This is a genomic window from Parvularcula dongshanensis (assembly GCF_014199615.1).
GTDB classification, from domain to species: Bacteria; Pseudomonadota; Alphaproteobacteria; order Caulobacterales; family Parvularculaceae; genus Parvularcula; species Parvularcula dongshanensis.
Genome location: NZ_JACHOB010000002.1, coordinates 1 through 26,543 on the forward strand (window position 1 = coordinate 1; position 26,543 = coordinate 26,543).

Below are 26,543 nucleotides of genomic sequence, written 5' to 3' on the forward strand. Positions count from 1 at the left end.
CTGCGCCTGTTGCGGCGGCGCGGGAACGCTCGCTTGCTGCGCGGCGGCGGGAGAGATGAGGCCGAGCGCGGACGCGCCGAGCAGCAGAGCCGCCGTCAGCCCCTCATTTGCATGTCTCATCGATTCGGTAGCCTTGCCCTTACGTCTCCGCGCGGCATCAGCGCGCGAGCAATCCCATGATGTCGTTGACCACGACGAAGACCATCAACGTGCCGACCATCGCCAGCCCGATGCGGAAGCCCGCGCCCTGCACGCTGTCCGGCAGCGGTCGTCCCGTCAGAAGCTCGACCCCGTAGAACACGAGGTGCCCGCCGTCCAGGACCGGCACCGGCAGCAGGTTCAGGAAGCCGATCGAGACCGAGATGAGCGCTGCGACCGACAAGAAGGCGTGCAGCGACGCGGTCAACCGCTGCACCACCGTCAGGTCGGCCTCGGCCGTGAAGCCCGAACTGGCGGCCTGGCCCGCGAACTGCGCGATCTTGATGGGCCCGCCGAGCTGCCGCGCATCCTCCCGCCCGACGACGATGCGGCCGAGATAGGCGATCGTCGTGTCGAGCGTCCGGCCGACTTGAAGCGTGCCTTCCCAAACCGCCTGGACAGGGTTCATCCGCAGGCGCGACGCCTGCCCCGCGCTGTACATGCCGAGGCGGCCGGCGCGAATCTCGTTGCCGAAGGCGTCGGTCTGAACGACGCGCTCGGGCGTCGCGAAGAGCGTGATCGGCCGACCGTCCCGCTCAATGTCGAAGACCATCTCCGTGTTCGAGGAGAGGCGCACCCGGGTCGCCATCTCGTTGAAGTCGTCGATGCCCCGGCCGTCGATGCGAACCACCCGGTCGCCCGTCTGAAAGCCTGCCACCTCGGCCGCCGAGCCTTCGGTCACCTCGCCGATGACGGGCTCCACGACCATCTTGCCGAAGGCCATGAAAAGGCCCGCGAAGACGACCGCAGCCAGCACGAAGTTCGCGAAGGGACCGGCCGCAACGACGGCCATGCGCTGCCAGACCGGCTTGAAGTGGAAGCAGACCCGCTTCTGCTCGTCGGTCAGGACCGCTTCGAGCTTCGCCCGCTCCGAGCCGAACTGCGTCGCGCCGGGTCCGGCAGCGGGTTCGGCCTCCGCGGGGGCCAGGTCCGAGCCGACCGCGTAGGCGCTGCCCTCCGCGCGGCCCGCCGAGGCGGCGTTGGCGTCGCCGAAGAACTTGACGTAGCCGCCGAGCGGGATCGCGCTGATCTTCCAGACCGTGCCGTGGCGGTCGCGCCAGCTCTTGAGCGCCGGACCGAAGCCGATCGAGAAGGCATCCACCTTCACCCCGCACAGGCGCGCGACCTTGAAGTGGCCGTACTCGTGGACGAAGACGATCAGCGGCAGGAGGACCGCGAAGGCGAGCAGCGCGATCAGCACGCCGGACCCCGCCGAAAACAAACTCGCCATGCCCTGACGTCCGTTCCTCTTCCCTAAGCGGCGACCGCCGTGATCCGTGCCTGCGCCGTCCGCCGGGCCCGCGCGTCGGCGGCGGTAACGGCGTCGAGGCTGGCCGAAGGATCGGTCCCGCATTCGTGAGCCAGACAGTGTTCCGTCACGCGCGCGATGTCCAGAAAGGGAAGGTGACCTTTGAGAAAAGCGGCGACCGCGACTTCGTTCGCCGCGTTCAGGACGGCCGGGTAAAGGCCGCCCGCATCGAGGGCCTGACGCGCGAGCCTCAACGCCGGAAACCGCGCCTCGTCAGGACGTTCGAAGGTCATGGTGCCGACCTCTGCGAGGTCCAGGGGCGCGGCGCGGGTCGGTACGCGGTCGGGCCAGGCCAGGGCCGAAGCGATCGGAATCGTCATGTCGGGGGCGCCGAGCTGCGCCAGGGTCGAGCCGTCCACGTAGTCGACCATGGAGTGAATCACGGATTGGGGGTGCACCAGCACCTCGATCCGCTCCTTCGGCACGGGGAAGAGGAACGCCGCCTCGATCAGCTCGAGGCCCTTGTTCATCATCGTCGCGCTGTCGACCGAGATCTTCGCGCCCATCGTCCAGTTCGGATGCGCGCACGCCTCGGCCGGCGTCACCGCGGCGAGGCTCTCAAGGCTGCGCGTCCTGAAGGGGCCGCCGGAAGCCGTCAGCACGAGGCGCCGGACGCGCTCGGGCCGGTCGAGCACCTGGAAGATCGCGTTGTGCTCGGAGTCGACCGGCAGCAGCTTGCCGCCCCCTGCCCGCATCGCGGCGAGGACGACCTCGCCGGCGCTTACGAGGCACTCTTTGTTGGCGAAGGCGACGTCCGCGCCGCGCTTCGCGGCGGCCAGGAGGGGCGGCAGGCCCGCAATGCCGACGATCGCCGCCATGACCCAGCCCGCCTCGCGCCGCGCGGCTTCGCAGACGCCCTCGTCGCCGATGCCGACTTCGATGTCGTGACCGGCAAGCGCCTCGCGCAACCGTTCTGCGGCCTGCCGGTCGGCGCAGGCGGCGAAGCGGGCGCCGTGCGTCACCGCGAGCTCGGCGAGCCGCTTCCAGTTCGTGTCGGCGGTCAGGGCTTCGACGGTTATGTCCGCCTCGCCGCGCGCCCGCAGGTCCGCGATCAGCGCCAGTGTCTGTTCGCCCACCGAACCGGTGGCACCGAGGACCGTCACGCTTCGTCGCAGCATCGCGCCCCTTCCGGCTCCCCTCACCCGTTCTGGCCGAGGAGCACGAGGATAGCTAGGAGCACCGCGGCGAAGAGGAAGCCGTCGAGCCGATCGAGAACCCCGCCATGCCCTGGGAAGGCCGACCCTGAATCCTTCACCCCATAGGAGCGCTTGAGCTGGCTCTCGGCGATGTCCCCGACGATCGAGGCGAGTGCGAGCGCGCCGCCGATCAGCGCCCAGGCCCCCCAATGGCCGAGCTGTCCGACCGCCGCGACGAGCATCGCCAGGATCGCGCCGGAGAGAAGACCGCCGATCGCGCCGGACCACGTCTTGTTCGGGCTGACCTTCGGAATGAGCTTCGGCCCGCCCAGGGTGCGGCCGACGGCGTAAGCGCCGGAGTCCGCGCCCCAGACGACGACGAAGAGAAGAAGGGTCAGCAGGCGGCCGCCCTCCGGCACCTCGCGCAGCCACAAGGCGGCGATGGCGGGCACGATCAGGTAGCCTGCCCCGACGGCGGGCCAGCTGTCGGGGTTCCGCCTCGGCCATTCCAGGATGGTACCGGCGATACCGCCGGTCAGCGTCGCGAAGAGCGCGGTCGCGTAGTGGCCGCCCGCGGCGAGGAAGACCGCCACGATGGCCGTGATCGATAGAGCGTAGAAGCCGCGTTGGAACTCGGCGCCGACGACGAGGCGGGTCCACTCGAAGATGAGGAAGATCGTCATCGCCGCGATGACGGCGGCGTAGGCCTTCCCCCCGAACCAGATCACCAGCAGCGCGAGCGGAATCAACACGCCCGCCGTGGCGAGGCGGGCCCCGAGGCCGCTCGTGCTCGGAAGGCGGTTCTTCCGAGGGGTATGGGGAAGCTGGGTGTCGATCGGTCCGCCCGGGGTCGGGTAAAGGCGCACTTCTGCCGTGTTCGGCCGAGGGCGTCAAAGGCCGGACCCCGGGGTTCGATCGCGAGGCCGGCTCCGGACCGCATGGTCCGAAGCCGGCCTCGCAGGCGGTCAGGCCCGAAGGTTCAGACCGGATCAGTCACCGGACGGGCGGGACGCGCCGCGGATCTGCGCGTAGGCGCCGACGAATTCGTCTTCGGTCACCTCGTCGTCCCCCTGCGCGACGGTCTTGAAGAGCTTGCGCGCGTCCTTCTTGGAGACGTCCTGCATGTCCCGGACGCCGTCCACGAACTCCTTGCGCTCAAGCGTGCCGTTCTCGTCCTCGTCGAGGGCGGCGAACTCGGCCCGCGCCGTGGCCTCGCCTTCCGCCGCGGCATCGTCGCCTTCGGCCAGCGCGGCGCCGTTCCCTTCGAAGGCGTCCCGCAGGCCTTCCAGCGCATAGTCCTGCGCCGCCTGGGCCTGCTCGACGGCCGCCGCCATGCCGAAGAACTCGTGCGTCACGCCCGGATAAGTCTGGGCGCGCGTCTCGACGCCGGCCAAGTCGAGGTTCGCCGCGAGCGTCCGACCTTCGGAGCGGAGCGGGTCGAGTTCTGCCGTGATGACGGTCGTCGGCGGCAGGCCGGAGACGTCCGCGTTCACGAGGTCGATGCGCGGATCGCTGTGGTCCGCTTCGTCGGGCGTGTAGTAGCCGAAGAACCATTCCATCGCGGCCTTGCTGAGCGGCATAGCCGACTGGTTCTCGACGTAGGACGGCGTGTCCGTGTCGGAGCCCGCCACCGGGTAGACGAGCACTTCGTAGATCGGCTGGGTGCCGCCCTCGTCACGGGCCCGCATCGCGACGTTCGCCGCGAGGTTCCCGCCCGCGCTTTCGCCGACGAGTGCGATGCGTTCGGGATCGCCGCCGAGCGACGCGGCGTTCTGCGTCAGCCACTCATAGGCCGCCCAGGCGTCTTCATGCGCCGCCGGGAAGGTGTTCTCCGGCGCCTGGCGGTAGTCGAAGGACACGACCATCGCGTTCGCACCGTTGGCGAGCGAACGGGGCGTCGCATCGTAAGTGTCGATGTCGGCGATCACCCAGCCGCCGCCGTGCCAATAGGCAATGACGGGCAGCGCTTCGCCGTCCTGCGACCCTTCGGGCCTGTAGATGCGGGCGTTGAGCGACCCGTCCGCGCCCGGAACCTCGATGTCCCGCGTGCTGGCCACCGCCATCGGCTCGGTCGATTCGCCTTCGTCCTCGAGAACGCCCCGCACGGCGTCCGCAGGCGAGGGCTGGCTGCGCGCCTCTTCGGGCGTCAGCGTGTCGATCGGCTTCGCGCCGAGTTCCGTCAGCTTGGTCAGGACGGCCGCCATGTCGTCGGTGGCGTAGTCGGCCGTCTGCGCGGGGTCGGTGATCGGCTGGTCGGGGGACGGCTCTTCGTCCGGCGTGAAGACGGAACCGTCCGTGTCGGACTGCTGCGCTTCGGTCGACATCCGCGACGTCATCATGTCGTCCGACTGCATCGCACTGTCGGACTGCGCGAAGGCAGGCACGGTAAGGAGGCTGGCCGCTGCGGTGCCAAGAAGAATGGATCGGGTGGTCATATAAAATCTCCCACGAGAGCGTGTTGTCTTCGGAACGGCCCAGTATGGGTTCAAGTTCCGAGGATACCGATCCGTTAGGTGGAAGACTTCCTACGCTTTCACTTCCGCTCGACTATGCGTCTTCTTCGAGCCGGCCGCCGTAGCGGCGCTCGCGGCGCTGATACTGCTCGACGGCGGCGATGAACTCGTCTCGGCCGAAGTCCGGCCAGAAGCAGTCGAGGAAGACGAACTCCGCATACGCGGCCTGCCAGAGCAGGAAGTTCGAGATGCGCTGCTCGCCGCTCGTCCGGATGATGAGGTCGGGGTCGGGCGCGCCCTTCGTGTCGAGCGCGTCGGTCAGCGCCGCCTCGTCGATCGCGGCGGGATCGATCTCTCCGGAAGCCGCCTGCGCCGCGAGCTTCGAGGCCGCCCGAACGAGCTCGTCCCTGCCGCCATAGTTGAAAGCGATCTGGAGCGTGTGGCCGGTATTGTCCGCGGTGCGGCGCTCCGCGTCCTCGACCAGCGCGACGAGATCCCGCGGCAGGGTCTGCCGATCACCGATGATCCGGACCCGGACCCCCTCGTCCGCCAGCTTGGCGAGATCGTCCTCGAAGAAGCGCCGTAGGAGGCCCATGAGGTGCCGGACTTCCCAGTCGGGGCGGTTCCAGTTCTCTGTCGAGAAGCTGTAGAGCGTCACGTGGGTCAGCCCGAGTTCCCGAGCCGTCTCGACCGCGCGGCGCGCCGCCTCGACGCCCTGCTGATGCCCCTCCAGCCGCGAGACCCCGCGCGCCTTCGCCCAGCGGCCGTTGCCGTCCATGATGATGGCGACGTGTCGGAGCGGTCGCGCCGTCTCGGGCGCCTCCGTTCCACCGGCGAACATGCGGCCTGCGTGCTTTCTAAGCGTAGCGGACATCGGCGCCTCCAGGCGGCGGAACGGAAAAGGGTTCTGAGGCGCCCTCAGACCTGCATGATCTCTTCTTCCTTCGCCGCGTGAAGGCGATCGACCTCTTTGATCTTGGCGTCGGTCAGGTCCTGAACGCGCGTCTGCGCCTTCTTCTGGTCGTCCTCGGGCATGTCGGAGGCCGCTTTGATCTCGTCCATGCCGTCGCGCCGGACGTTGCGGATCGCGACCTTGGCGGCCTCGGCGTACTTGCCCGTCATCTTGGCGAGGTCGCGGCGGCGCTCCTCTGTCATGGGCGGCATCGGCACGCGAACGGTCTGCCCGTCGGTGACAGGGTTGAGTCCGAGACCGGAGTTCCGGATCGCCTTCTCGACGGCACCCACGAGGCCCTTATCCCAGACGTTGACGGCCAGCGTCCGCGCGTCCGGCACGCCGATCGTGCCCACCTGATTGAGCGGCATGTCCGAGCCGTAGGCGTTGACGACGACCGGCTCCAGCAGGTTCGCGGTCGCGCGGCCCGAGCGAAGGCCGCCGAACTCGGTCTTCAGCGCGGCGAGCGCGCCGTCCATGCGCTTCTCGAGTTCCTTGAAGTCTGGACCATCGGCCATGGGTACGTTCCTCGGGGCTGTCTTTCCGGCCTTATGCGGGAAGCCGCCTCAAAGGGAAACAGGGGGCATGCCGGTGCCCGCCCTCAACCCTTGGTCATGACGACGAAGTCGATCTGCCCGCCGGGGACAGGGTAGCGCTCCGCCGCCCCGCGAGCATAACCACGGCGTTCGTAGAAGCTGACGCCGCTCAAAGTGGCGGTCAGGACGAAACGGCTGAACCCCGCCGCCCGCGCTTCCCCTTCGCACCTGTCGAGAAGGCGCCCACCGAGGCCGGCCCCCGCGCATTCCGGCGCGACGAAGAAGGCGCGGATCTTCGCGGGCTCCGTCTGGGGGTCGAGTAGGCGCACGTCCCGCCCGGCCCAGGCGTCGCCGCCGAAGGGCGTCGCGCGGCGGCTCCACCCGCCACAGGCGATGGGTGTGCCGTCCTCCTCGATCAGCCAGTAAGTGGCATCGTCGATCAAGGTCGTGTCGACGCCGAAGGGTCCGGTCAGCGCGCCCTCGACGACATCAGCCGAGTAGTAGGGCACGCAAAGCGCGCGGGCCGAACGCTCGATCAGCGCGCGAAGGGCTGGGACGTCGGCTCGCGTCGCCAAGCGAAGCGTTCCGCCCTGCGTGGTCACTTGGCGCCCGACGAGACCTCGTCACCGCCGACCACGGTGAAGCGTCCCTGCCCCGTCAACGCGCCCTGGATGCCGTCCTTGAGGCTGAAGACGACGATCGGGATGCCGTTCTCGCGGGTCAGGCTGATCGCCGCCTGGTCCATGACGCGAAGGTCCTGGGTCAGCACGTCGCGGTAGCTGATCTGCTCGTAGCGCTCGGCGTCGGGGTCGAGCTTGGGATCGGCGGAGTAGACGCCGTCCACTTGGGTGCCCTTCATCAACGCGTCGCACCCCATCTCGGCGGCGCGCAGCGCCGCCCCGGTGTCGGTCGTGAAGAACGGGTTGCCCGTACCGCCCGCGAAGATGACGACGCGCCCTTTCTCGAGATGCCGAAGCGCCCGTCTGCGGATGTAGGGCTCGCAGACCGAGGTCATTTCGATCGCGGACATGACGCGGGTGTGCTGGCCCAGCTTCTCGAGGCTCGACTGCACGGCGAGCGCGTTCATGACGGTGGCGAGCATGCCCATGTAGTCGGCGCTCGCCCGCTCCATGCCGCCCGCCGCCACGGTCAGGCCGCGGAAGATGTTGCCGCCGCCGACGACGAGGCAGACCTCGACGCCCATGTCGCAGGCCGACTTCACTTCGCAGGCCACGCGCTCGACCGTCGGCAGGTCGATGCCGAACTGGCCGTCGCCCATCAGCGCCTCGCCGGAGATCTTGAGAAGGACGCGTTTGTAGACAGGGTCGGGCATGGGGCACTCCGGTCGGCTGACCGGGCCGATAGCAGCGGGCGGCGGGCCTGAGAAGCGCAAGCGGGGCGTACTTGCGGCGTGGCCGACGCTCCCTAAGGTCGAGGCAACGATAAGGGAGGACCAAGAATGAGAAGATACGCAGCCCTGCTGACGGGCGGTGCGATGGCGCTCGCCGTTCAAGCATCCGCCTTCGCCGCGGACTTCGAGGTCGACCGCTGCGTCAACCTCGGCAACGCGCTCGACGCGCCGAGCGAGGGCGAGTGGGGGCACAAGATCCGCCGCGACTACATGAACGCCATCGCCGCGGCCGGGATCGACACGGTCCGGCTGCCGGTGAAGTGGTCGGCGCATACGGGAGAGGGCCCGGACTACGCGATCGACGAGGACTTCATGGCGCGGGTCGACGAAGTGATCGGCTGGGCCATGGACGAGGATCTCAACGTCGTCCTCGACGTCCACCACTTCGACGAGATCTACGAAGACCCGGAGGGCGAGCGCGCCAAGCTGGTCGCGCTGTGGCAGCAGATCGGCGCGCACTACGCCGACGCGCCCGACAGCCTCGTCTTCGAGGTGCTGAACGAGCCGCGAGAGGCGCTGTCCGGCGAGGTGATGCAGTCGGTCCTCCTGGAGGGCCTGGCGACCATCCGGGAGACGAACCCCGAACGCCTCGTGATGCTAGGCGGCGATCAGTGGAACTCGATCCGCGGCCTGCCCACCATCCCCGCGACGCCGGACGATCCGAACATCGTCCACACCTTCCACTACTACGACCCGCACGCGTTCACGCACCAGAAGGCGTCCTGGGCCGGCATGTCCGACGAGGACGTAGATTGGGGCAGCGCCGAGGAGCGGGCACAGCTCGAGGCGGACGCCGACCGGGCCGCGCGGCATGCGGAGGAGACGGGCTACCCGCTCTTCCTCGGCGAGTACGGCGTCAACGGGACCGCCAAGAGCGATGTCCGCATCAAATGGACCGAAGCGGTGACGGCAGCGATGCAGGACCGCGGGATCGCGACCTGCCCCTGGGCGTTCACGCAGACCTTTCCCGTCTGGGACAACGAGGCGAACGAATGGCTGCCCGGCATGAAGGAGGCGATCCTGGCGGGCGGAGAGTAGGCCCCGCTGCCAAAACCGTTACCGGGCGCCCTCCGCATGCGGTAGGATGCGCCCGTTCCCACGCGGCGGCCGTGCCCCGGGGCCGGCCGCCGCCAAGAACGCTCGCGTGTGACGGACCTCGGTCCGTCGTTCTGGTTCGAGGGAGAGCCGTATGCGTTCTAGCAGCAAGCCTTCGCGGCGGCATAAGTCGTCCGGCACCGTCGCTTCGCTCCTGATCGGAGGGCTTGCGGCCCTGGGGTCGGCCCAGGCCGCGACCTACACGATCGGCTCGGTCGTCGCCGACGGGCTCGCCAATCCGCGCAGCGTCGTGGTCGGGCCGGACGGCGCCTTGTGGATCGTCGAGGCGGGGTCGGGCGGGGACGGACCGTCGATCGTCAACGGCGCCGGTGAGACCGTCTTCTACGGCACGACCGGCAGCGTGCTCCGCGCCATGGGCGGGGCGGCCGAGACCGTCATCGCGGACTTGCCCTCGCTGGCGCCGGCGGGCGGGTTCGGCGGGGGCGGCGCGCACGACCTGGCCTTCGGCCCGGACGGCACGCCTTACGTCCTCTTCGGCTTCGGCGCGGACCCGAACCTCAGATCCGCCTTCGCGGGGCAGGACGGGGCCGAGCTTCTGGGGCAGCTCGCCGCCTGGGACGGCGCGGCGCTCGTCCCGCTGGCGAGCCTCGCCGACTTCGAGCTGACGAACCCGGACGGCGCGGAGCTCAACTCGAACCCTTACGGCGTCGCGGCTTCAGGCGACGGCTTCGTCGTCACCGACGCGGGCGGCAACAGCTTGCTCGACGTCGCGGCCGACGGAACGATCAGCACACGGGCCGTCCTGCCCGAGGAGCCGAACCCCCTGCCCTTCGGTCCGCCGGTCTATCAGGCCGTGCCGACCGGTATCGCGCTCGGCGAGGCGGGCGAGGTCCTGGTCGCGCAGCTGACGGGCTTCCCCTTCCCGCCTGGCGGCGCGGACGTCTTCGCGGTCGGCGAGGACGGCAGCGTGTCGAGCGCGGCGGCCGGCTTCACCAACCTGATCGACGTGGCCTTCGGCGCGGACGGCACGATCTTCGCGCTGGAACTCGACAGCGACAGCCTGATCGGGCCGGAGATGACGGGCTCGTTGTGGATGATCGACGACCTCGGCGTACGGACGCTTCTTTATGGCGGGTTCATGAGCCCCACCAGCGTCGCGATCGGGCCGAACGGCGAGATCTGGGTTGCGGAGAACGGGTTGTCGCCCACGGACGGCCGCGTCGTCGAGCTCTCGGCGGTGCCGCTGCCCGGCGCCCTGCCGCTCATGGCGGGCGGCCTCGTGCTCCTCGCGCTGCTGCGCAGGCGGCGGATCGACCATCGGCTCTTCGCGGGTTGAGAAGCGCGCAGCCGTGATCGTCCGTCCGAGCCGGGTTTGAAGAAGTCCGGGGTGTCCCGCGCGCGGCTCGCCGCAGTTCGGGTTGGTAGTAGGTTGTCTGCGGCGCAAGGGGTCCCACACCCTCGCCGCGCGCGGCACGAGATCCTCCACGCTCCTCAGCGCGATCCGCCGGGACCGTTCTTCAGCTCACCCGGCGCGTGTCTGGCCTGACCAAGTGGGATGCATTCCATCATCCAGACTTCGCCAGCACGTGACCTCGTGGCGGCAGGCAGAGGAGACGTCAGCTGTCCGCCCCGCCCCGGCCCTGCCGCGACGGGGGAAGGATGGCACGGGCCCAAGGGGGCGGGGATAAGTCGTAGGGCGGGCGCTCAAACGGCGCCGTCGCCGTAGAGGATATCGTCGCCGTCGCCGCCGAAGAGGACGTCCGACCCGCCGCTGCCGTAAAGGAGGTCCTCTCCGCCGCCGCCCTGAATGGTGTCGGCATCGGCGCCGCCCCCCAGGACGTCTTCGCCGTCCCCGCCGAGGAGGAGGTCACGGCCGCCGCCCCCAGAAAGGGTATCGGACCACGCCCCGCCGCTGAGGGTGTCCGCGCCCGCCTGACCGGTCAGGAGGTTCGAGAAGCCCACCGTCCCGTTGATTTGCTGTCCGCCGGCGTTCGCCAGCGCGACGACGCCTTCTTCGCCCCCGCCCCGCACGAAGCCCGGTCCCGGATCGGCGGTCAGCGTCGTCGTGCTCACACCCATCATACCGTCGGCGCTTTCACCCATAGGAACGGCGGTAAGATTTGCCGGTGCGCCTACAATGGTGAAGGTCAGACCACCGTCCAGCATGCCGAAGGGAAAGTAGCGGAACGCCAGCGGATCGACCTCGAAGACGCTGACACCGCCGCTGTCGGTCCGGGATATCTGATCCTCGATGACGTAGATTCCGATTGACGACGACTGAAGGATCAAGCTGTCGCCCGCGCCGAAGTCCTCGACGCGAACCCCGTCCGAGAGGCGGAACTCGTCCGCACCGGTGCCGCCGATCATCGTCACGTTCGTCCCGACGTCGTAGATGCCGCCGCCGAGCGTATCCTGCCCCTCACCACCATCGAACAGCGCGCCGTCGCCATAGATGACGCGCAAGATATCGTTCCCCGCCCCGCCACGAAGCGTATCGAACCCGTCCGAGGCCTCGAGAACGTCGCTGCCGCCGAGACCTTCGATCAGATCGTCGCCGAACTCGCCCATCAGGTAGTCTGATCCAGCCGTACCAGTAATGTTCATTCGTCCACCTGCCGCTGCCTGAGGAGAGACTTCACGCTAGGACCCAAAGGTTGACGATGTGGAAGCCCGGCGGAGGGGCCGGACGGCGGCACACCTTTGGTGAGCCGCCCTACAGGGGCATGTCTTCGGGGGGTGGCGACCAGGCGTTCGAGCGCTTCCAGCGGTGCCAAGAAGAGTGCGGCCAGTCGTCCATGTTCTCAGCGTGGCCGTGCTTCACCGGGTTGTAGTGGACGTAGTTCACGTGGTTGGCGAGGTCGCCCCCGTCCCGGATGGTGTGTTCCCAGTAGCGCGGTTGCCAGACTCGGCGGCCGATGGCGTGGGTGACGCGCAGTTTGAACGAGCGCCAGCGGCGCGAATAGTCCGCGTCCCCCTCGGGCAGAGTCCAGACTGCGTGCAGGTGGTTCGGCAGGACGCAAATCGCGAGCGTCCGAAAGGGCGCATCGCGGCACGTCGCGCGGTAGGCCTCGCGCATGATGCCGATGTTGTCCGTAAGCGTCGTTTGGCGTCGATCCGCGAGGCAGACCGTGAAGGCGAAGGTCCCGCCTTCCCCGTAGCGACGTCGATAGTTCGGCATGGCGGTACGGTAGCGCCGCCGGAGAACAGATCAAGAACGAAACACACGTAGGGCGGCTCGCAAAGCGTGCCGCCATTCCACGGTTGCGACGACGTGCAACGGCGAGGCGGCGGCGTACGCCCGACGTTCGACCGGCGGTCCCGGCGGAGAGGCCGGACGGCGGCACACCTCCGGTGAGCCGCCCTACGAGCGGAGCGAGTGGCTACTTAAGGTCAGCGTTAATACTCCGGGCCGACCGGACGGTAGAGGGTGACGGTCTCGGTCATGGGTCCGCCCGACCTCGTTCGCCGCGAACGAGGTCGGCAACGGCACCTGGAACCAAGACCGTATAGGCGAGAACCGCGGCGATCATCGGAAAGGCGATGGAGTATGAAAACCAGGGGTTCTCCGCGGTGCCAGGCACGAAGAGGAACAGGGGAAACAGTACAGCCATGCAGGTACACAGGCCTAGGATTCGACGGCGACGCTCCCGCTTCGGCGGATGCAGGCCATGATCGACGTGGATCAGAACGTCCCCTTCAGATAGCGATGAAACGGCCATGGGCCTCGTTCGGGACCTGCCGAACTGCGTGTGTACGGACTTAGCGTCAGCCGGCACGTCGATCGCCGTCGCGCCGCAGATCGGCACGGTGCCGATAGGGCGACCGTCGGCGAAGACGGTAATCTTTTCGCCACGCTTCTCGTAGCGACGTCGCGATTGGAAAGGCATGCCGAGAAGAGCGTCGGCGGACCAGCGCACCTCGATCTGCATGGACACTCCCCCGTTCGTCGGAACGGTAGAACAGTCGCGAAGCGAAGAGAAGGGCGTCGCCGTCGATAGACGCCGTAGGGCGGCCCGCGAAGCGTGCCGCCATTCCACGGTTGCGACGACGTGCGACGGCGAGGCGGCGGCATACGCCCGACGTTCGACCGGCGGTTCAGGCGGAGAGGCCGGGCGGCGGCACACCTCCGGTGAGCCGCCCTACGAGCGAAGCGAGCGTCTACAAGGCCGGCAGTACTTGTAAGAGAAATCCTATGGTTAGCATAAACACTCCGCCGGCCGTAACAAGCATGCTTTCCAGCACTTTCGACAAGGCACGTTCCTGCGTTGATCGATTCAGCGGAGGACAGATAACGACAGCCTCATCCAATACGAGTCCGAGTGACCCGTCGCGCTCATGCAAATCAAACTTCAATTTCCTGATGAAGTCTCTTCCGGCAACCCTGCTGTATAAACTTGCAAAAGCACCCATCTCTTCGGCTAGAAATACTTCGATCGCTCGGGAATACTCTTCTTTTGAAGGCGAGCTTGGAAACCGTGGCCGTTCGAAGTTAGCAAGACGCACATCAACGCGCCGTGCGAGTGCCTCTTGCAGTCTCTGACGAAGTGTCCCTACCTGATCAGTAGTAATCAAAGCAGCGCCAAGTAGGTCGAGCAATAACCCAACCTGCTGGACGCTGATTGACACTTACTACCCCCGCCCAGCCTTCCAGCTGTCGAACTGGTTCCACACGCCCTGCGCGCCGTGCCAGTCGCCTTTGGTGGCGCCCTTGGAATACTCCGTAGCCCGCGCTTCGAAGAAGTTGGCGTGCTCGACGCCGTTGAGGATCTCGCGGAGCCAGGGCAGCGGGTGCTTGGATACGCCGTACACGGCCGGAAGCCCCAGCTGGTCGAGGCGCCAGTCGGCGATGTGGCGGATGTACTGCTTGATGTCGTCGGGGGTCATGCCGGGGACGTCGCCCGCCTCGAAGGCGAGGTCGATGAACTTGTCCTCCAGGCCCACCACCGTCTTGCAGCAGTCGACGATGTCGTCCTTGACGGCGGTCGTCAGGCACTGCGTCTCGCGCGCGAACTCGTGGAAGAGGCGGATCATGCCTTCGCAGTGAAGGCTCTCGTCCCGGATCGACCAGGTGACGATCTGGCCCATGCCCTTCATCTTGCCGAGGCGCGGGAAGTTCATCAGCATGGCGAAGGAGGCGAAGAGCTGCAGCCCCTCGGTGAAGCCGCCGAACATGGCGATGGTGCGCGCGATGTCCGCGTCGTTGTCGACGCCGAACTGGCCCATATAGTCGTGCTTGTCGGCCATCTCCTGGTAATCCATGAAGGCCGAGAACTCGGACTCCGGCATGCCGATCGTCTCGAGCAGGAGCGCGTAGGCGGCGATGTGGATCGTCTCGATGTTGGAGAACGCCGCGAGCATCATCTTGATCTCGACGGGTTTGAAGACGCGCGCGTAGCGCTCCATGTAGTTGTCGTTCACCTCGACGTCGGACTGCGTGAAGAAGCGGAAGATCTGCGTCAGCAGGTTCCGCTCGCCGTCAGAGAGGTTGTGCGCCCAGTCCTTGCAGTCCTCGCCCAGCGGCACCTCCTCGGGCATCCAGTGGACCTGCTGCTGCTTGAGCCAGTAATCGTGCGCCCAGGGATAGCGGAACGGCTTGTAGCCCTTGGACGGCGTCAGAAGGCCGGGGGTGCGGGGCGAGGTCAGGTCGAGCATCGGGGCCTCCGAGGGTAGAGTGGGTTGCTTCTCTTATCCCGACGGTGATCCGATTCGGGAACGAGTTATCCCCCGCCTCCGCCGGACTTATCCACAAGATGTGGGGAATGATGTCGCAGGGAGCGCTACACCTTGGGTCTCGTAAGGGTGAAGGGTTGGCTCTGTCTAGGGCCGGGCGGGCGTGGTAGCGCGAGGGAGCGGCTATTCGGGCACGGCCCCATGTCCCTTCCCAAGATCATCCTCCTGTCGGTGCTGCTCGGCCTCGTGATCGGCGCGATCGACAGCAACCTCTTCGGCCCCGGCGGCAAGCCAGCGCTTGTGGGCTCCTCCGTCGCCTTCGTGAGCGTGGTGGCGGCGGGCGCCCTCCAGCCCAAGCCGCGACGGCGCCGGCGCCCCTCCTATGTGGAGGAGGAAAGGAGACCCGAATGAGACGCGCCCTCGCCGCCCTTCCCTTCTTGCTTCCGCTCGCCGCCTGCGTCGGCGGGGACGAGACCCAGGACCTCGAAGCGCAGGTCGAGGGCGTGCCCGAGGGGGCGGGCCGGATGCTCGTCGCCGGGGGGTGCTTCTGGTGCGTGGAGAGCGACTTCGAGCATCTGGACGGGATCTACGAGGTCGTCTCGGGCTATTCGGGCGGGGAGATGCCGAACCCGACCTACGAGAACCACGGAGAGCACCTCGAGGTCGCGCGGATCTACTACGACCCGGCGGCGTGGGACTATGCGCGGCTGGCCGAGCGGTTCTTACGGACGATCGATCCGACCGATGCGGGCGGGCAGTTCTGCGACCGGGGCCACAGCTACACGACGGCGATCTTCTACGAGACCGAGGACGAGCGCGAAGCGGCGGAGACGGCGGTGGCCGAGGCGGCGGACGAGCTCGGCCAGGCGGTCGTGACGCCGGTGCGGAAGGCCGGGCCGTTCACCGCCGCCGAGGCCTATCACCAGGACTTCTACGAGAAGAGCCCGGTGCGCTACCGCTACTACCGCGCCTCCTGCGGCCGCGACGCGCGGGTCGAGGCGCTTTGGGGCGAAGCGGCGAGCTGACGCCCTGCCCTAGTGCCGGTCGTGGTCGCCATGGTCGGCGTCCTCGTGGCCGTAGGGGTCCTGATGGGTGATGACCTCGGCGTCGGGAAAGGCGTCCTTCAGCCGCTCCTCGACCTCATCGGCGATGTCGTGGCTTTGCAGCAGCGTGATGTAGGGGTCCATCTCCAGGTGGATCTGGATGTAGCGGCGGCGGCCCGCCATGCGCGTGCGCAGGGCGTGGTGGCCCATCACGCCCGGGACGGCGTCCGTGATCGTCGCGATGCGGCGGCGGTCGGCGTCGGGCAGCTCCTGGTCCATGACCTGCGGCAGCGCGCCGAGGAGGATGCCGCGCACCGACCAGAGGAGGAAGGCCGAGGCGAGCAGCGCCGCCGCGCCGTCCGCCCTCAGAAGTCCGTAGCGGTCGGCCAGAAGGACCGCGAGGAGCGCGCCGAGGTTGGCGATGACGTCCCCGACATAGTGCGCGCGGTCGCCCCTGATCACGAGGCTGCCCGATCGGCGGGCGGCCACGGTCTGAAACGCGACGAGCGCGATGGTGACGAGGGTCGCGAGGCCGAGGACGCGCATCGCCAGCGCGGCGTCGCGAAGGGGCTGCGGGTCGACGAGGCGGCTGATGCCTTCGTAGGCGACGAAGATGGCGGAGGCGGAGATGACGATCGCCTGCATCATCGCGGCGAGGCCCTCGGCCTTCTGGTGGCCGAAGCGGTGGTCGGAGTCCGCGGGCTGCGCGGCGTAGCGCACCGCGCCGAAGGCGACGGCGGAGCCTAAGAGGTCGAGGCCCGAATCGGCCGCCGAGCCGAGGACGGCCGCCGAACCCGTTGTGAGCCAGCCATAGAGCTTGGCGAGGAGGAGGCCGAGGGCGACCGCCACGGACATGGCCGTGCCGGCGCGCGCCCAGGCGTCGCCATCGGATCGTAGTGATGCGGCTTCCATCGTCACGGCGCACAAATACGCTTACGCAAGAGCGCCGTCAAAGCGGCATGCTGCACCTGCGAAAAGAGCCGGGCAAAAGCCCGGCCCTTTCCCGCTCTCTCGAGGGTCGAGCTTAGTAGCCGACGCCCGGTCCGCCGAAGTGGTGGACGTAGGAGATGGTGAACGCGTCCGCGTTCGCCTCGCCGAAGTTGTAGCGGGTGTAGTCGCCGCGGATGCCCGACGTGTCGTTGAGCGTGTACTCGGCGCCGGCACCGAAGGCGAAGCCGTCATCGGAGCCGCCGAAGGTGTCGGTGATGGTCCGCGTGTTGCCGCCGGGGGTGTCGATCGTCACGGCGTAGGTGTTGTCGACCTCGGCCAGGGCGTAACCCACGCGTCCGATCACGTGGAAGCGCTCCGACACGGGAAAACCGACAGTCGCGTAGGCGCCGACGAGGTAGTCGAGGCCGACGTCACCATTGCCGGTGAGGACTTGGTCGAGGTTGTCGGCGTCCGCGTTCTCGTCCGCCATGTCGAGTTCGCCAAGGTCAATCTCGTTGGAATCGAGGTCGAAGCCGCCATTGTCGAGGCCGAAGGTCCCGTCGATCTCCACGCCGAAGAGCGGCGTGATCTGATAGCCCGCACGCGCGTTGAGCGCGTTGATGCCCTCGCCGATGTCGTCCAGCGCTTCGACGTCGCTATCGGTCTCGATGTCGATGTAGGTGTAGCCGCCCGACAGGTAGAAGCCGGAAGGCTCCTCCGTGTACTCGCGCGGACCTTGGGTCTGCGCGTTCGCGATGGCGGCGCCAGAGAGGACGGTCGCCGACGCAGCGGCGAGAAGTTTGATCTTAGACATGAATTGCCTTCTTCTTTTCGTTCCTTACACGGCAAGAACGCCTCGACCCTAGCCTTTCGTTCCCCTCGCCGGGGCGGGTTTAGGGAGGAGCGTTGCCCTGCGGTCACGCAATTGGACGCGGCGGCGCGAAACCCAAGCGTCAGTCGCGCGACGGTGACCGGAACGGCGCCTTTAAGACGGAATGTTTCAAACCGAGGACGTGCCGGGCGGATCGATCACGTGGGGCAGAAACATCGCCTCATCGTCCGTGATCATTCCGCCCTCGCGAATGCCGAGCCCGCAGGCCTCGTCGCCGACGATCCAGACGCCCAGGACCGGCCGGTGCCCACCGAAGTCCGGCAGCGGCGCGTAGGCCTGATGGACGTAACCCTCCGCGCCGTAACCTTGCGAGGGCGCGCTCATCCCGCCGCCTACGAGTTCGATGTCAGCCCCCTCCCGCCCGTAGATCGGCTTTCGCACGTAGGGCTCGGCGAGGCCGCCCTCCCCTTCGAGGACGGCCGGCAGGAGGTTGTCGTGGTCGGGCCACCCCTCCCACAGAAGGGCGAGCAGCGCCTTGTTGGACAAGATCGCCTTCCACGGCGGCTCGATCCAACGGGTGGCGCTTCGGACCAAGTCCGGCCCGAAGGGCTCCCGGTGCATGAACTCCCACGGGTAGAGCTTGAAGGCCTGTTCGATGACGAGGGCCCCGTCATCCGCGTAGCGGCCGGCGAGGTCCACGCCGATCTCGTCCATCGCCGTGTAGCGCGTCTCGAAGCCCGCCTGCCTGGCCGTGTCCTCCAGGTAGAGCGTGGTGGCCCGATCCTCGAAGCCGTCGTCGACGGAAAGGAAGTGAAGCAGGCGCGACGGGTCGGCGACGTCGCGCCAACGCGCCACGAGCGCCTCGTGCAGGCTCGTGAACTGATCGGTGCCGGGCGGCAGCTCGCCGCTCTCGAGGCGATCCTCCAACCATAGCCATTGGAACGCCGCTGCCTCGAAGACCGAGGTCGGGGTGTCGGCGTTGTACTCGTAGAGCTTGGCCGGCCCCTCCCCATCGAAGCGCAGGTCGAAGCGGCCGTAGAGCGAAGGTTGCTTGGCCGCCCAGCTTCCCTCGATCCAGTCGTGATAGCGGTCGGGAATGGCGAGGCGGCGCAGCGTGGGCCGGTGCGACGCCGCGTGGTCGACGACCTCGAGGCACATCGCGTGGAGGCGGCGGCAGGGTTCCTCGAGCCCCTCCTCGATCTCGGCGAGGGTGAAGGCGTAGGCCGCCCCGTCCTGCCAGTAAGGGGCGCCGGAGACGGTGTGGTGAATGAAACCAACCGCTTCGGCCTTGGATCGCCAATCGGTGCGGGGCGGCAGGGTGAAGCGTCTCATGACGACGTCTTACCGCAGGCGTGCCGCGCCGACAGGGCGATACGTCAGAAGACGCTCGATGGTTTCTTTACTATGAATGGAAAATCTATAGTTAATGAACTTTTATGTATTGAAGATAATCTTCACGTTTTGTAAAGGTCCGGGTGAGGACGTTGGGTCCGGGGGTAATAACTATGAAGACTACACTTATCGCGTGTGCCGCTGCTCTTGCCGGCCTGATGACCGCTCCTGCGGCCTCGGCTGCGGCGTTCACTCTCGACTTCGGCGCGAACAGCACGTCGTCGAACTCGCCGCTGACGGGCGCCGCCGCGAGCGTCGACTTCGACTTCACGGACGAAGGCGACGACGTTCGCGTCACGCTCGTGATCACCAACACCACGGGCCAGTCGACCTTCGGTGCGGGCGCGACCATGGCGACGCTGACGGGCTTCGGCTTCGATCTCGTCGAAGGCGCGACCTACGCGAACGACTTCACGAACACCGGGGCGCTCGACACCTATCTGGCGGACGCGGCCTTCCAGCCCTTCGGTACGCTGGACGTGGCTTTCGCCGACAACAACAACTTCAACGGCGGCAACGCGAATGACGGCCTGATGACCGGTCTGTCCACGACCGTGACGTTCCTGCTCGCCAGCGACGAGGACGCGGCGGGCCTGATGTCGCTCTTCTCCGCAGCCTTCTTCGAAGACGGTCTGCAAGCGGGCGTCCGGTTCCAGCAGGTCAATGCGGGCGCTGGCAGCGACAAGCTCGTCTTCAACCCGGCGAACCCGGTTCCGCTACCCGGCGCGGCGCTCTTCATGCTGACGGCCATCGGCGGCGGCGCGCTCGCCCGGCGCAAGTCCAGCTGAAAACCGTACACGGACTGAATCGAAAGGCCCCGCCCCGGCGGGGCCTTTTTCTTTTTCGCGGTTAACGCCGCTCGCGACATCGTTACGGCATCATTCATGCATCTTACCGAATCGTTACCGGCGGCAGGGGGCCTGTCCGGAACGAAAGATGCCCAAAAGGGGGGCTAAGTTAATGAAAACGATCCTGAAAATGGCCATGGCCGCCGGTGCGACGAGCGCGCTCGCTTTCGCCGCAACCACTGCCAACGCAGCCACGGTCTACGCTTCGGACGTGGACTGGGCCAATAACGGCACGGTCGGCACCAGCAACGACCGTGACGATGCAACGAACGCCCTGGGCGCGCCCGACGGTGCCTTCCTTTCGCTCGGCCTGTCGGATGTCGGCTATACGAACCCCGGCTTCGCGGTCTTCTCCTTCGATGGAATGACCTTCGGCGCGGGCAGCACGACCACGGCGTACGAAGTCACCTTCAACTGCAGCGTCCGCCCGAGCGGCGCGTGCAGCTATCCTGAGAGCCTCGCGGTCCTCTACGGCACGGACTACGCCTTCGGCACCCACGATGCGGCCGACCTCGCCGACTTCACCTATGCCGGTCAGCTCTTCAACGCCGACGCCCAGTCCGGCGCTTCGTTGATCATCCCGGGCACCTTCACCTACATCGCCCTCGTCGACACGACGCTGATGAACTTCCCGAACAGCCAGAGCACCGACGGCTTCGACGTCGATGCGGTGGGCGTCAGCCCCGTTCCGGTTCCCGCTGCGCTTCCGCTGATGGCGGGCGGCCTCGCGCTCGGCGGCATGGCGCGGCGCCGCGCGAAGAAGGCTAAGGCCTAACCCTATCGTGTGCGGAAGGCCGGTTCTCCCATCACGGCCTTCCGCACCGCGCTTCCGCTGCATTCGAGCGAGCGTATTGTGACCTAGCTCACACTTCCCCGTCGCGTATCGGTGCAAGCCGAGAGCGCCCAAACCGGGGGAGAAAGACCATGAAGAGAAGAATTGCCGTCAGCGCCGCCATGCTCGCGTTCTACGGCGCATCGGCCCATGCCATCGTCATCACACAAACCGACGACGCAGCGGTGCTGGTCGACGCGATCCTGGGCGAAGGCGTCAGCCTCGTCGGAACGCCGACCCTCACCGGCAGTCCGCTCCAGTTCGGGACGTTCACGAACGGGACGGACACCGTCGGCTTCGCGAACGGGATCGTCCTGTCGACCGGCAACGTCTTGAGCCTCGCTCAGCCGAACTCGCTTCCCAACATGACGACGAGCTTCGGCACCACGAACGTGACCGACCTCATCGACTTCGACTGGGACACGGCGATCCTTTCCTTCGACTTCACCTTCGATGATCCGGAGATGGGAACCGACGTCTCGTTCAACTACGTGTTCGGTTCGGAAGAGTACCTCGAATACGTCAACAGCGCCTTCACCGACGAGTTTCAGCTCCTCGTCGGCGGAGAGAACCTCGCGCTCCTCGGCGACGATCCGGTGAACGTGGACACCATCAACACGGGCGCGAACTCGTCCTTGTTCCGCGACAATACGGGCGGTCTGTTCGACATCGAACTGGACGGCTTGACGACGGTCCTGGTCGCGAACTCCAGCGAGCTCGGCGCGGGGATCTACACCGCGCTGTTCGTCATCGCCGACGTCAGCGACACGAACTACGACAGCGCGGTCTTCGTACAGGGCGGCACGTTCGATTCGAACGAAGGCCCTCCCGTACCGCCGACGCCCGAAGTGCCCGTTCCCGCGGCATTCCCGTTGATGGCGGCGGGCCTTGCGATCGGAGGCTTCGCGCGGCGCCGCGTCAGACGCGTCTGACACCGGATCGGATGCTTAGAGAAGGCCCCGCCCCGGCGGGGCCTTCCTCATTCGGCGGGCGTCGCAAGCTTCAGCGCGATGACGAACAGGCCCCAGACGAGGGCGAAGCAGAAGATCAAGGCGAAGGAGGAATCGATCATTAGGAAGACCCCTGAACAGAGGCCTCCCGTTAGGTCCCTCGTCGCTTGTGATCGGTGATGCAGGTCACACCCGGCTGCGAACGGCCCGGCGCTCGAATGTCCGGTCAGTCGGAGGAGGTGAGCTTGATGCCTACGATGACGGTGGCCCAGAGACCGGCGAAGATCAGCATGTGAAGAAAGTTGGTTTCGATCATAGCTAGGCACGGACGTTTCAAGGACCGGGCCGGTTCCGCTCCACGCGCGGCTGTGATCGCAGTGCACAACGCGCGGAAGTCGAGTAAGGTTAATCGCCTAGCGAAGGTCGCCTAGCGCCGCGCCCCACAGCGTGAGCGCGACGATGGCGGCCGTCTCCGCCTTGAGGATGCGCGGGCCGAGGCTGACGGGGACGGCGTCGGGGCGCGCCCGAAGCGCCTCGCGCTCGCCCGCCGTGAAGCCGCCCTCGGGGCCAATGAGGACGGCCCGTGGCGCCTTCGCGACCCCGCCAAGGGCCTCGAGCGCCGGCGCCCCCCGCCCCGCGCCGCCGCCCCAGCGTGCCTGCGGATCGTCGCCCGCTTCGTCGCAGAACATGACGGCACCGATCTCGGCGAGCGCCTCGTCCAGCGGACAGGCCTCCTCGACGACCGGCACGTCCAGGCGCTCGCACTGCTCGGCGGCTTCGATCGCGATCGCCGCGAGGCGGTCCGTCTTTACGCGGTCGGCCTGAGTTCTCGCCGTCAGTACGGGAACGAACCTTCCGACGCCGAGCTCCGTCCCCTTCTGGACGACGAGGTCGGTCGGCCCTTTCTTCAGCGGGGCGAAAAGGAGGGTGAGGTCGGGTCCGCCGGTCTGCGGGCGCGCGCGCTCGGCCAGGGTGACCTCGGCGCCCTTCCGGTCGACGCGGCCGAGGGAGCCCCGCCACTCCCCGTCTCGGCCGTTGAAAAGAAGGACCTCCGCCCCCTCGCCGAGGCGAAGCACCGTGCCGAGGTAGTGGGCATGAGGTTTGGACAGGACGAGCGTGCCGCCCGCCCCCAACGCGTCGCTTACGAAGATCCGCGGTGCGGGCTTCGCCACTTGCGCGCTTAGAACGGGATGTCGTCGTCGAGGTCGAAGTTGGAGCCGCCGCCCCCGCCGCCGCCGTAACCGCCGCCGCCCCCGCCATAGTCGCGGTCGTCGCCGCCACCGGAGATCTTGCCGCCGTAACCGCCGCCGCCCTCGCCTCGGCCGTCGAGCATCGTCAAGGTCGAGTTGAAGCCCCTCAGGACGACCTCGGTCGTGTAGCGGTCATTGCCGTCCTTGTCCTGCCACTTCCGGGTCTCGAGCTGACCCTCGAGGTACACCTTGGAGCCCTTCTTCAGGTAGTTCTGCGCCACCCGGACCAGGCCTTCGGAGAAGATGGAGACCCGGTGCCACTCGGTCTTCTCGCGCCGTTCGCCGGTGCTCTTGTCCTTCCAGTTCTCGGACGTCGCGACCGAGAAGCTGCAGACTTGTCCCCCATTGGCAAAGGCGCGGACCTCGGGGTCCGATCCGAGGTTGCCGATGAGGATCACCTTGTTGACGCTGCCTGCCATTGCGGGCCTCCGAAGCTTTGGCCCGAACGCCGCGACGACCGCGGCCGAGGGCACGGTCTCAGCAGAATCGGCCTACCAGAAAAGCGCCGCTCCTGGCAACTGTGTTCCGGTTATGTTCCCCTCTGTGGAAACGTGTTCCGGTCGGTCAGGACGCCTTCCGGAAGGCCGACGTCTTGGTCAGGAAGCCGACCTCCTGCCCCTCGGGCGCGAGGCCCGCAGGCGCGAAGAGGTCCGGCAGGGCCGTGTTGCAGTAACTCTCGTAGTAGGGCTCGTGCAGGACGCGGGGGAAGGTCTCGAGCAGAATGTCGAGGCCCGTATCGCCGTACTGAACGCTGTCGAGGTGCAGGTAGAGCCCGCCTGGCCGCAGGACGCGCGCGAACTCGGCCGCGACCTCCCGGCGGACCTTGGGCGGCAGCTCGTGGAAGAGGTAGACCGAAGCGATGATGTCCACCGAGCCGTCGGCATAGGGGAGCCTCTCCGCCGGTGCCTGGGTGTAGACGATGCGGTCCGAGAAGCTCGTCGCGCGGCGGGTCGTGTTCAGGTAGTTCTCCGACAGGTCGACCGCATGCATTCGAAGCTCGGGGAAGTTGTCGGCCACGTCGACGAGGAGACGCCCCGTGCCGCAGCCGATGTCCGCGAAGACGACCTCGTCCTGCCCCCTGCCCGCCGCCGCCAGACGGTCGAGCTCGCGTTTCAGATAGGGCAGCGCCCGGCGCCGCATGGCGTCGCCCGCGCCTGTGAACAGCGTCTCGACCTGCGTGTCGTAGATGCGGGCGGAGTCGTCCGAGAGCCAACCATCCGACTGGAAGTGGAAGTTCTGCTGGTAGTAGCCGGGCAGATCGCCGCGTCGGTTCGCGCGGACCTCGACCCCGCCGCCGCGCGTATGGGCGCGGCGCGACACCATCTTCGCCTCTCGCAGGTAGTCGCGGCCGTTGCGGATCAGGCGCCACGGATTGGGGGCGCGGCGAAGGTCGCGCGGCAGCTTGTAGGTGCCCTTGGCGATGTCGTTCCATTCCCGGCGGAACAGGTCGCGGAAGCTGTCGCGCAGCTCGGCGAGGTCAGGCGGCGACGACTTCATCGGCTTGGGGACGTTGCCGGGCGAAGTGATCGGTCCGACGACGTGACGCCCGGCGAGGTAGTGCATGGTGTACCATCCGACGCGCGCGGTCGTCCCCGCAGAGTACGCCGCCCGCCGAAACCCGTTGCCGATGACGTCCATTATCCTTCTCTCCGCCTGAAGACCGCGACCGCCTCGATGTGGGGCGACCACAAGAACTGGTCCACAAGCGAAAGGTCGGTCAGATCGTAGCAGGCGGAGAGGGTCCGGGCGTCGCGCGACAAGGCACCGGGATCGCAGGAGACGTAGACGACGAGCGGCACCTCCGACCGGGCGAGCGCTTCGGCTTGCGCTGCGGCCCCCGCCCGGGGCGGGTCGAGGAGGACGGCGCCGAAGCCGGAAAGCTCGTTCGGCAGGAGCGGCCTCGTAAAGAGGTCGCGCACCTCCGCCTCGATCGGCAGGCCTGCGCGCTTCGCAGCGGCTCTGAGGGCGGTCACGCTGGCCTCGGCCGCCTCCGCCGCGAAGACCTTCGCCACGCGCGACAAGGGGAGGGCGAAGGTGCCGACGCCGCAGAAGAGGTCCGCGACGAGACCCGCGCCTCGCACCGCCTCCGTCACGAGGGCGGTGATCTGCTCCTCGCCTTCCCGCGTCGCCTGAAGGAACGCCCCGGAGGGTAGCGCGACCTCGACCCCGCCGAGGCTCAGGGCGGGCGTGCGCCGCTCTAAAAGGGGCACCCCATCGAGGGTGACGCGCGCGAGGTCCAACTCCGTCGCGATGCGGGTCGCGGCCTCCCGCGCGCCGAGCGGCAGCGCCATCTCGTCGATGCCGGTGATCGCGACCTCGATGCCGGTGCCCGTCAGCGTCACGACGGCCTCGACCTCGCCGGTGAAGGGCATGACGCCGACGAGGCTCGGCAGGCAGCGGGCGGCGTCGAACAGGGCCGGTGCGAGGATGTGGCACTCCTGGAGGTCCACGATCCGGTCCGTGCCCAGCGCGCGAAAGCCGCAGATCACGCGGCCCCCCGCCCGTCGCAGCGCGAGCTTCGCCCGGCGGCGCGAGCGCGGCGGCGAGGCGAAGAGGCGCGGCTCCGGCACCTCGATGCCGGCGCGCGACAGCGTCCAGACGAGCCGCTCGCGCTTCCAAGCGCGGTAGTCGTCCTCGGTGAGGTGCTGCAGCTTGCAGCCGCCGCAGCCGTCGCCCGGCAGGCCGAAGTGACGGCAGGGCGGCGCGGCGCGGGCGGGCGAACTGCGTTCGACCGCGATGACGCGGCCCTTCCGCCCTTCCGTCCGCACCGTGACGAGCTCGTCGGGCAGCGTGAACGGCACCGCAAGGTTGCCCGCGAGGCCGTCGCCGGCATTGCCGAGGCGTTCGATCACCACGGCCTGCGTCGCGCCCTTCGCGGCGCGAGGAGAGCGCCCGGCGCGGCGCGCGCGCCTAACCATGACGGGCCGCCAACAGGAACTCGAGGTTGCCGTCGCCGCCCCTGATGGGGCTGTCCTGAAGGCCGATCACGTCCCATCCCCGCTCTTCGAACCAGGGCACGATCGCCGCTCGAGCCCAATCCCGCAGCGCGTCGTCCGCCGCGCGGACGAGCCCGCCCTTGCCGAGCGCGTCGGGGCCGAGCTCGAACTGCGGCTTGACCAGGACGACCGCCTCGGCCCCGGGTGAACAGAGCGCCAAGGCCGGCGGCAGCGCCTTGGTCAGGCTGATGAAGCTGACGTCGCAGACGAGAAGGCCGATCGGATCGGGGACGAGGCCGACGCCGAGCGCCTTCGCATGGGTGCGTTCGAGGTTCGCGACGCGAGGATCGGAGGCAAGGCTCGGCGCGAGCTGGTCGTGGCCGACGTCCACGGCGTAGACGCGCCTGGCGCCGCGTGACAGCAGGACCTCCGTGAAGCCCCCCGTCGACGCGCCGAGGTCGAGGCAGATGCGGTCCTTCGCGCTCACGCCGAAGGCGTCCAGGCCCTCGACGAGCTTCAGCGCGCCGCGCGAGACCCAAGGGTGGTCTTCGCCCGCGCAGGCGACCGCCGCGCCGTCGCGGACCGTCGCGGACGGCTTGGTCGCGACCGCGCCGTCGACGCGGACGAGGCCCGCGCGCACGGCCGCCTTCGCCCGCTCGCGGCTGCGCGCGAAGCCGAGATCGACGAGAAGCGAATCGAGCCGAGGCATCGCGCCAAGCTAGGCCTAGTCGTCAGGCATGGCGACACCCGTTCGTCACATAGTCCCACTGGGTCTGCCTGGACGGTCCTCTTTCGCTCTTCTACCGTTC

At 67.9% G+C, this 26,543-nt stretch carries 28 protein-coding genes; 7 read left to right on the forward strand and 21 right to left on the reverse strand.

Annotated features, from left to right (window positions below; all coding sequences use genetic code 11):
- Positions 1 to 157 precede the first annotated feature (157 nt).
- The 8 genes from GGQ59_RS05645 to pyrH form a co-directional block, all read right to left on the reverse strand.
- Entirely contained in the window at positions 158 to 1,429 is a 1,272-nt protein-coding gene (locus GGQ59_RS05645; protein ID WP_183816775.1) for a M50 family metallopeptidase, read from the reverse strand.
- A gap of 23 nt (positions 1,430 to 1,452) precedes the next feature.
- A complete protein-coding gene (dxr, locus tag GGQ59_RS05650; protein WP_183816777.1) occupies positions 1,453 to 2,625 on the reverse strand; it encodes a 1-deoxy-D-xylulose-5-phosphate reductoisomerase in 1,173 nt (390 codons plus the stop codon).
- Positions 2,626 to 2,645: 20 nt separating this feature from the next.
- Entirely contained in the window at positions 2,646 to 3,509 is an 864-nt protein-coding gene (locus tag GGQ59_RS05655; protein ID WP_183816779.1) for a phosphatidate cytidylyltransferase, read from the reverse strand.
- 123 nt (positions 3,510 to 3,632) lie between these two features.
- Positions 3,633 to 5,078, reverse strand: coding sequence for an alpha/beta hydrolase fold domain-containing protein (locus GGQ59_RS05660; protein WP_221400903.1), 1,446 nt, complete (start codon positions 5,076 to 5,078; stop codon positions 3,633 to 3,635).
- Positions 5,079 to 5,190: 112 nt separating this feature from the next.
- Positions 5,191 to 5,970 carry an isoprenyl transferase gene (locus GGQ59_RS05665; protein WP_221400904.1) on the reverse strand — a complete coding sequence of 260 codons (780 nt, stop codon included), beginning with the start codon at positions 5,968 to 5,970 and terminating at the stop codon, positions 5,191 to 5,193.
- Positions 5,971 to 6,014: 44 nt separating this feature from the next.
- On the reverse strand, positions 6,015 to 6,566 hold the full coding sequence (gene frr / locus GGQ59_RS05670; protein WP_183816781.1) for a ribosome recycling factor: 552 nt from the start codon (positions 6,564 to 6,566) through the stop codon (positions 6,015 to 6,017).
- An 83-nt stretch (positions 6,567 to 6,649) separates the two neighbouring features.
- Entirely contained in the window at positions 6,650 to 7,159 is a 510-nt protein-coding gene (locus GGQ59_RS05675; protein WP_221400905.1) for a GNAT family N-acetyltransferase, read from the reverse strand.
- 23 nt (positions 7,160 to 7,182) lie between these two features.
- Complete coding sequence (pyrH, locus tag GGQ59_RS05680; RefSeq protein WP_183816785.1) at positions 7,183 to 7,917, reverse strand: UMP kinase; 735 nt, start codon at positions 7,915 to 7,917, stop codon at positions 7,183 to 7,185.
- Positions 7,918 to 8,043: 126 nt separating this feature from the next.
- Here pyrH and GGQ59_RS05685 point away from each other — a divergent pair, with 126 nt between their 5' ends.
- Together GGQ59_RS05685 and GGQ59_RS05690 are read left to right on the forward strand one after the other, a co-directional pair.
- A complete protein-coding gene (locus GGQ59_RS05685; protein ID WP_183816787.1) occupies positions 8,044 to 9,033 on the forward strand; it encodes a glycoside hydrolase family 5 protein in 990 nt (329 codons plus the stop codon).
- 151 nt (positions 9,034 to 9,184) lie between these two features.
- Entirely contained in the window at positions 9,185 to 10,387 is a 1,203-nt protein-coding gene (locus GGQ59_RS05690) for a ScyD/ScyE family protein (RefSeq protein WP_183816789.1), read from the forward strand.
- A 368-nt stretch (positions 10,388 to 10,755) separates the two neighbouring features.
- On the opposite strand, the gene GGQ59_RS05695 is transcribed toward GGQ59_RS05690, so the two are convergent.
- From GGQ59_RS05695 to GGQ59_RS05715, 5 genes are all read right to left on the reverse strand, one after another.
- A complete protein-coding gene (locus tag GGQ59_RS05695; protein WP_183816791.1) occupies positions 10,756 to 11,655 on the reverse strand; it encodes a calcium-binding protein in 900 nt (299 codons plus the stop codon).
- 109 nt (positions 11,656 to 11,764) lie between these two features.
- The gene (locus GGQ59_RS05700) at positions 11,765 to 12,229 is read right to left on the reverse strand and encodes an REP-associated tyrosine transposase (RefSeq protein ID WP_183816793.1); all 465 of its coding nucleotides are present in this window, start codon (positions 12,227 to 12,229) and stop codon (positions 11,765 to 11,767) included.
- Between the two features lie 262 nt (positions 12,230 to 12,491).
- Positions 12,492 to 12,980 carry a hypothetical protein gene (locus GGQ59_RS05705; protein WP_183816795.1) on the reverse strand — a complete coding sequence of 163 codons (489 nt, stop codon included), beginning with the start codon at positions 12,978 to 12,980 and terminating at the stop codon, positions 12,492 to 12,494.
- A 229-nt stretch (positions 12,981 to 13,209) separates the two neighbouring features.
- Positions 13,210 to 13,677 (reverse strand): hypothetical protein, encoded by a 468-nt coding sequence (locus GGQ59_RS05710; RefSeq protein ID WP_183816797.1) that lies wholly within the window; start codon positions 13,675 to 13,677, stop codon positions 13,210 to 13,212.
- Positions 13,678 to 13,680: 3 nt separating this feature from the next.
- On the reverse strand, positions 13,681 to 14,703 hold the full coding sequence (locus GGQ59_RS05715) for a ribonucleotide-diphosphate reductase subunit beta (protein WP_221400906.1): 1,023 nt from the start codon (positions 14,701 to 14,703) through the stop codon (positions 13,681 to 13,683).
- A 219-nt stretch (positions 14,704 to 14,922) separates the two neighbouring features.
- Here GGQ59_RS05715 and GGQ59_RS05720 point away from each other — a divergent pair, with 219 nt between their 5' ends.
- Positions 14,923 to 15,132 (forward strand): hypothetical protein, encoded by a 210-nt coding sequence (locus tag GGQ59_RS05720; RefSeq protein ID WP_183816799.1) that lies wholly within the window; start codon positions 14,923 to 14,925, stop codon positions 15,130 to 15,132.
- Complete coding sequence (gene msrA / locus GGQ59_RS05725) at positions 15,129 to 15,746, forward strand: peptide-methionine (S)-S-oxide reductase MsrA (protein WP_183816801.1); 618 nt, start codon at positions 15,129 to 15,131, stop codon at positions 15,744 to 15,746. Before GGQ59_RS05720 ends, msrA begins: the two co-directional genes overlap by 4 nt.
- Positions 15,747 to 15,755: 9 nt before the next feature.
- On the opposite strand, the gene GGQ59_RS05730 is transcribed toward msrA, so the two are convergent.
- The 3 genes from GGQ59_RS05730 to GGQ59_RS05740 all read right to left on the reverse strand — a co-directional run bounded on the left by GGQ59_RS05730 (position 15,756) and on the right by GGQ59_RS05740 (position 18,858).
- Entirely contained in the window at positions 15,756 to 16,676 is a 921-nt protein-coding gene (locus GGQ59_RS05730) for a cation diffusion facilitator family transporter (protein WP_246408519.1), read from the reverse strand.
- Positions 16,677 to 16,788: 112 nt separating this feature from the next.
- Complete coding sequence (locus tag GGQ59_RS05735) at positions 16,789 to 17,508, reverse strand: outer membrane beta-barrel protein (RefSeq protein WP_183816808.1); 720 nt, start codon at positions 17,506 to 17,508, stop codon at positions 16,789 to 16,791.
- A gap of 186 nt (positions 17,509 to 17,694) precedes the next feature.
- Positions 17,695 to 18,858, reverse strand: a complete 1,164-nt coding sequence (locus GGQ59_RS05740; protein ID WP_183816810.1) for a glutathionylspermidine synthase family protein — start codon at positions 18,856 to 18,858, stop codon at positions 17,695 to 17,697.
- Positions 18,859 to 19,076: 218 nt separating this feature from the next.
- Here GGQ59_RS05740 and GGQ59_RS05745 point away from each other — a divergent pair, with 218 nt between their 5' ends.
- From GGQ59_RS05745 to GGQ59_RS05755, 3 genes are all read left to right on the forward strand, one after another.
- On the forward strand, positions 19,077 to 19,706 hold the full coding sequence (locus GGQ59_RS05745) for a hypothetical protein (protein WP_183816812.1): 630 nt from the start codon (positions 19,077 to 19,079) through the stop codon (positions 19,704 to 19,706).
- A gap of 172 nt (positions 19,707 to 19,878) precedes the next feature.
- The gene (locus tag GGQ59_RS05750; protein WP_183816814.1) at positions 19,879 to 20,541 is read left to right on the forward strand and encodes a hypothetical protein; all 663 of its coding nucleotides are present in this window, start codon (positions 19,879 to 19,881) and stop codon (positions 20,539 to 20,541) included.
- Between the two features lie 149 nt (positions 20,542 to 20,690).
- Positions 20,691 to 21,530, forward strand: a complete 840-nt coding sequence (locus GGQ59_RS05755) for a choice-of-anchor L domain-containing protein (RefSeq protein ID WP_183816816.1) — start codon at positions 20,691 to 20,693, stop codon at positions 21,528 to 21,530.
- A gap of 431 nt (positions 21,531 to 21,961) precedes the next feature.
- On the opposite strand, the gene GGQ59_RS05760 is transcribed toward GGQ59_RS05755, so the two are convergent.
- From GGQ59_RS05760 to GGQ59_RS05780, 5 genes are all read right to left on the reverse strand, one after another.
- On the reverse strand, positions 21,962 to 22,720 hold the full coding sequence (locus tag GGQ59_RS05760) for a 16S rRNA (uracil(1498)-N(3))-methyltransferase (protein ID WP_183816818.1): 759 nt from the start codon (positions 22,718 to 22,720) through the stop codon (positions 21,962 to 21,964).
- 8 nt (positions 22,721 to 22,728) lie between these two features.
- Positions 22,729 to 23,217 (reverse strand): single-stranded DNA-binding protein, encoded by a 489-nt coding sequence (gene ssb, locus GGQ59_RS05765; RefSeq protein ID WP_183816820.1) that lies wholly within the window; start codon positions 23,215 to 23,217, stop codon positions 22,729 to 22,731.
- Positions 23,218 to 23,362: 145 nt separating this feature from the next.
- Entirely contained in the window at positions 23,363 to 24,436 is a 1,074-nt protein-coding gene (locus GGQ59_RS05770) for a class I SAM-dependent methyltransferase (RefSeq protein ID WP_183816822.1), read from the reverse strand.
- Positions 24,436 to 25,716: a class I SAM-dependent RNA methyltransferase gene (locus GGQ59_RS05775; RefSeq protein ID WP_183816824.1), complete on the reverse strand. Its 1,281-nt coding sequence runs from the start codon at positions 25,714 to 25,716 to the stop codon at positions 24,436 to 24,438. The genes GGQ59_RS05770 and GGQ59_RS05775 overlap by 1 nt, the downstream gene beginning before the upstream one ends.
- The gene (locus GGQ59_RS05780; RefSeq protein ID WP_183816826.1) at positions 25,709 to 26,443 is read right to left on the reverse strand and encodes a TlyA family RNA methyltransferase; all 735 of its coding nucleotides are present in this window, start codon (positions 26,441 to 26,443) and stop codon (positions 25,709 to 25,711) included. The genes GGQ59_RS05775 and GGQ59_RS05780 overlap by 8 nt, the downstream gene beginning before the upstream one ends.
- Between the last annotated feature and the right edge of the window lie 100 nt (positions 26,444 to 26,543).